Annotated in this window: 2 protein-coding genes and 1 pseudogene; 2 read left to right on the forward strand and 1 reads right to left on the reverse strand. The window is 38.4% G+C overall.

The window, feature by feature from the left end; translation table 11 throughout:
- Positions 1-302: pseudogene (locus ACSHXM_RS20850) on the reverse strand (polyphosphate kinase 2); the annotation flags it as partial.
- 118 nt (positions 303-420) lie between these two features.
- Between ACSHXM_RS20850 and recC the strand changes: the two are divergent.
- Positions 421-3,894: an exodeoxyribonuclease V subunit gamma gene (gene recC / locus ACSHXM_RS20855; protein ID WP_435692167.1), complete on the forward strand. Its 3,474-nt coding sequence runs from the start codon at positions 421-423 to the stop codon at positions 3,892-3,894.
- Positions 3,891-4,947: UvrD-helicase domain-containing protein (locus tag ACSHXM_RS20860; protein WP_435692169.1), on the forward strand; the 1,057-nt coding region annotated here is incomplete at its 3' end. The genes recC and ACSHXM_RS20860, both read left to right, overlap by 4 nt.

A 4,947-nucleotide genomic window follows, 5' to 3' on the forward strand; every position in this document is an offset into this window, starting at 1 on the left:
GCTCGATTGTACCAACTTCTATCAAATAGAATCATCTCGCCGCCCGCAGGGAGATGATTAACATATCTTTGAAAATACCATTGGCTTCGCTCTTTTTCGGTGGGTTTTCCTAAAGCTACAACTTTGACAACCCTAGGATTAAGCCTAGCAGTAATAGTTTTTATCACTCCTCCTTTGCCAGCTGCATCTCTTCCTTCAAAAATTACCACAACTTTAGCGCCAGTGGTTTGTACCCATTCTTGTAATTTAACCAGTTCGATTTGCAGCTTTAAAATATTGTCTTGGTAATCTTGTTTTTGCATTAATTTGCTACCTTTAGTTATCCATAAATAAAATAAAAAGCTGAATAAAATTAGTTTTAAAATCATAGACTTTGATAGACTAATTTAACTCTGTTTATAGGTGATATTAAATTTATACATGTTACATTTGATCCAATCAAACAAAATGGAAGTGTTAGCTGATAGCCTTATCAGTTGTCTGAAAGAAACTGCTCAACAAGGTCATTCAGTTTTTGAGCCGGATCAAATTTTAGTGCAAAGCCCAGGCATGTCTCAGTGGTTAAAAATCCAAATTGCTGAAGCTATGGGGATCACTGCCAATATCGATTTCCCATTGCCATCTAGTTACATATGGCAAATGTACAAACAACATATATCAGACTTGCCTGAAGAGTCTGCATTTACCAAATCGAATATGACTTGGAAAATAATTAGCATACTGCCAAAACTGTTATCAAAAGCGGAATTTAGCAGTATCCAAGAATATCTAGATGACCAGCAACCCATTAAACTTTATCAATTAGCCAGTAAAATAGCCGACGTATATGATCAGTATTTAGTTTATCGGCCAGAGTGGATCTTAGGTTGGGAGAAGGGTGAAGATAATGTCGCAGAGTTAGCCGAAATTTTTACGGATACAAACTCTCAACAAACCAATACTCAACAAACCGATGCACAACAAACTAACACATGGCAGCCTATTCTGTGGCGCGAACTGGTTAAATATAGTCATTCATTAGGGGAGTCTATTTATCATAGAGCAAACTTACATGAATCATTATTGACAGAGCTAACTGGCAAAGAATCAAATAAACAACAAAAGCCATTATTGGTGTTTGGTATTTCGGCCATGCCTTTACAGCAATTAGAAGTGTTAAGTGCCTTAGCAAAAAGTAGAGAGGTAGTGATATTTTGGTTTAACCCGAGTCACCATTACTGGGGAGATATAATAGATAATAAAACCCATGCTAAAACTCAACTTAAAGCCATAGAAAACCCTCAACTTGGGGCCGAGCTATTTGATGTCGGCAATCCTCTTTTAGCCTCATGGGGCAAGTTAGGTCGTGATTACCAAGACATGTTATTGAATTTTGAGTTACAACTGCAAGACTGTTTTATTGAAACCGATCCCACAAACATATTGAGTCATATACAAACCGACATTAACCAATTGCAATTTAGAGGTACTCCAAACCAACTGTCAGCTAATGAGTTATTAACCAATGGTTTTGATTTTCCCAAAGTTGAGATTTTAAGTTCAGACCATTCCATACAGGTTCACGCTTGTCATTCAAAAGTCCGTGAACTGGAAATACTGCATGATCAATTGTTAAAAATGTTTAATCAAAATCCCAGTTGGTCACCAGCAGATGTGATTGTGATGATGCCCGATGTGGCTACCTATGCGCCTTATATTGAAGGGGTATTTGGTGGCGTTGATAACAATCTGTTTATTCCCTATGCGATATCAGATCGTAACTTCTCACAAGTGTCACCGCTTATTAATAGTTTTATTAGTTTGATGAAGTTACATCAAAGCCGTTCAGGTTTATCCGAAGTTTTATCTTTGATGGAAGTGCCATCTATCCAAAACAAGTTTGAGATAAGTTTGCAGGACTTTGAGTTAATCCAACATTGGTTAAATGATGTAGGGATACGCTGGGGATGGGATGCTGAAGATAAAAAACGTTGGGATTTACCCGCAGAACAACAAAACACCTGGTTATTTGGCTTACAACGTTTATTAGCGGGTTATGCCATGTCAGAAACCTTTATGTTTGCTGGCCATGAAAACATGATTGCGCCTTATGCTGATATTGAAGGTCAACAAGCCGTTGCACTAGGTAAGTGTTACCAATTTATCCAAGTGTTAATAAAGGTATTAGATTTTTGCCAACACAAACACACCATTGCTAGTAAGGTCGAATTGGCCTTAGCTTTGTTAGATGAACTTTATGAAGTTGAAGAAAATGAACAAATTGAGCTGATTACGGTGAGAGGATCCCTAGAGGCAATATTGTCTCATCAAGATCAATTTATCGGTGATTTAGAGCAAGACATATTTGTCAGTGAGCTTGAGCAAAATATTCAAGAAAAAGGGGTAGGTCAGCGGTTCCTCGCCGGGTACGTTAACTTTTGTACCTTAATGCCCATGCGTAGTATTCCATTTAAGTTAGTTTGTTTGTTAGGCTTAAATGACGGTGATTACCCAAGACAAACCGTTCCTATGGGTTTCGATTTGATGCGTTTAACCCCAGTTAAACGGGGAGACAGATCTCGTCGTTTAGATGATCGATACTTATTCTTAGAAGCTTTATTGTCGGCAAGAGAAGCGCTCTATTTGAGTTACCAAGGTTTTAGTCAAAAAGATAACAGTGTATTGTCTCCCTCGATTTTGTTAAGTGAGTTGTTAGAGTACTGTCAACAAGGTTTTGCTTTAAAAGGCCAATTAACACTTAAACCTGAAGAAACAGAGCTCAACCTAGTTAATCATTTAAGTATTGCCCATAAACTTCATGGATTTGACAGCGCATACTTTGACGAAGGTAATCAAGGATTTGACAGTTTTAATCAAAACCTACAGCAGTTAGCTGAGCGCACCCGTGAAGAGGCAAAACCCAAATCATTTTTTACGCCTGAATGTGAATCAGAATTTGAATCACAATCAAAATCAGAGTCAAAACTTGCGGATAAGGTAAAGGAAAAGGCCAGCGAAGACAGTTATGATTTAGACGTAAACCAACTGATTGAGTTTTATCTTAATCCAGCAAGAGCGTTTTTCATCAATCGATGGCAAAGCCGTTTTTACCCTTTTGCCAAGGATACCTCTGACGTTGAACCTTTTGCCTTTGACGGTCTAGATAGATTCCAAATTAATCAAACTTTGGTGAATACCTTAGTTAAAGAGATCCATGATGGATTTGAATTTAAGTCTAACGCGAAGCCTAACCCTAACTCTCGAATAGACCAAGTGGTGACTGAGTTTAGAGCTCAAGGATTGTTACCTGTGGGTGAAAGTGGTGACTTGGCTCTACAAACATTGTTAAAAATGAGCCATAAAATAGCCACTCAAATTAGTCATCTTGCCGGTGAGCATAACAAGGCCCATTTTGACTTGGAGTTGCACCTTAACGGTTTTAATTTGAACGGCCGGATCACAGAATTGTATGGGCAAAGCTTAATTTTATGGCGTCCAGGAAAGTTACGGGAGATCGACAAAGTTTGTTTATATCTGCAGTGGTTATGTGTGTGTGCCAAACCGCCCAAGTCAGGTTTAGAAAGTGCTTGGTTTGTTACCACTGAAAAGCCTTATCAGCTTGCTAAAATTGAGTCTTCTCAAGCCCAGTTATTGCTAAGTGATTGGTTGCAAATATACGAAAAAGGCCAACAAGAGGTGATACATTTTTATCCAACATCGGCATGGAATTGGTTAAAAAACCAAGATCAAAACAAGTGTATTCAAACCTTTAAGGGGAATCAATTTAAGGCCGGAGAAGCCCAAGAAACCCATATACAAAGAGTGTGTCCTGATCTTGCTTTAGTTTTTGATGAATTTTGTCAGTTAAGCGAAAGTTTGCTTATGCCACTATTTGAGTTGGAGAAGCAAAAATGACCGAACTCATCTTTGAACCAAAGCCCTTGAGCACTATGCAACCTCTCAATACCTTGACCTTTCCTCTGAATGGGTGTTCCTTAATAGAAGCCAGTGCCGGAACGGGAAAAACTTATACAATTGTTAATTTATATTTGCGCTTATTGCTAGGCCATGAATGCCAGCCCTTAAGCGTAGAACAAATTCTTGTCGTGACCTTTACCAATGCAGCGACTGCTGAACTAAGAGAAAGGATCAGGCAAAGATTACGTAGCGCCTACTTAGACTTTTTTGCCCAAAGTAGCGAAGATCATTTTGTTCAAAGTCTAATCGAACAGTCTAAAAATCTAGAACAAGATTGCCAAAAGTTAGCATTAGCCAGTAAACAAATGGACGAAGCGGCTGTTTATACTATCCATGGATTCTGTCAAAAGGCGCTGACTGAGCACGCCTTTGAAAGTGGTGCTTTATATGACCAAAGCTTTATTTTGGATGAATCAGAGTGGGTCCAAATAGCGGTTGAAGATTACTGGCGCAAACATTTGGTTCCTCTGCCAAGCAGCACATTACAATTAGTCCTAAAAATGTGGAAGTCTCCTGATGACCTACTCAAATCAATCTATTCGTTTATTTATCGAGACGTGTTTGTTGCTAATAGCCAAACTATGGAGCAATGTTTACAAAGCATTAGTGTTTACCAAGAGTGTCTAGAGCAAAGTAAAAATTGGTGGTTGTCTAATAAGGTTTCAGAGCAATTAGCTAAAGCTAATTTAAATGGCCGGGCTAAATTGTCTAAACTGACTTTTTTGAAAAACATTGATGAGTTTTGTCAATCAGAGCTGATGGTACTGAATAAGGACATAGGGGCGTGGTCAGATTTAACGCCAGAAAAGGTACAAAAGGCAGCTAAAAAGGGCAGTGCTGATTTATCTCATTTAGATTTTAGTCGTTTTGAAACCTTAGATGAGGCGTTAAATAAGGCGTTAAATGCTATAAAAGTGGCCTTTAGCCAACAAGCAATTCAGGTGATCAGAGCCAATTTAAACAGCCATAAACAACGGTTACATATGTTGT

Source organism: Paraglaciecola sp. (assembly GCF_051252315.1).
In the GTDB taxonomy this organism is placed as follows: domain Bacteria; phylum Pseudomonadota; class Gammaproteobacteria; order Enterobacterales; family Alteromonadaceae; genus Paraglaciecola.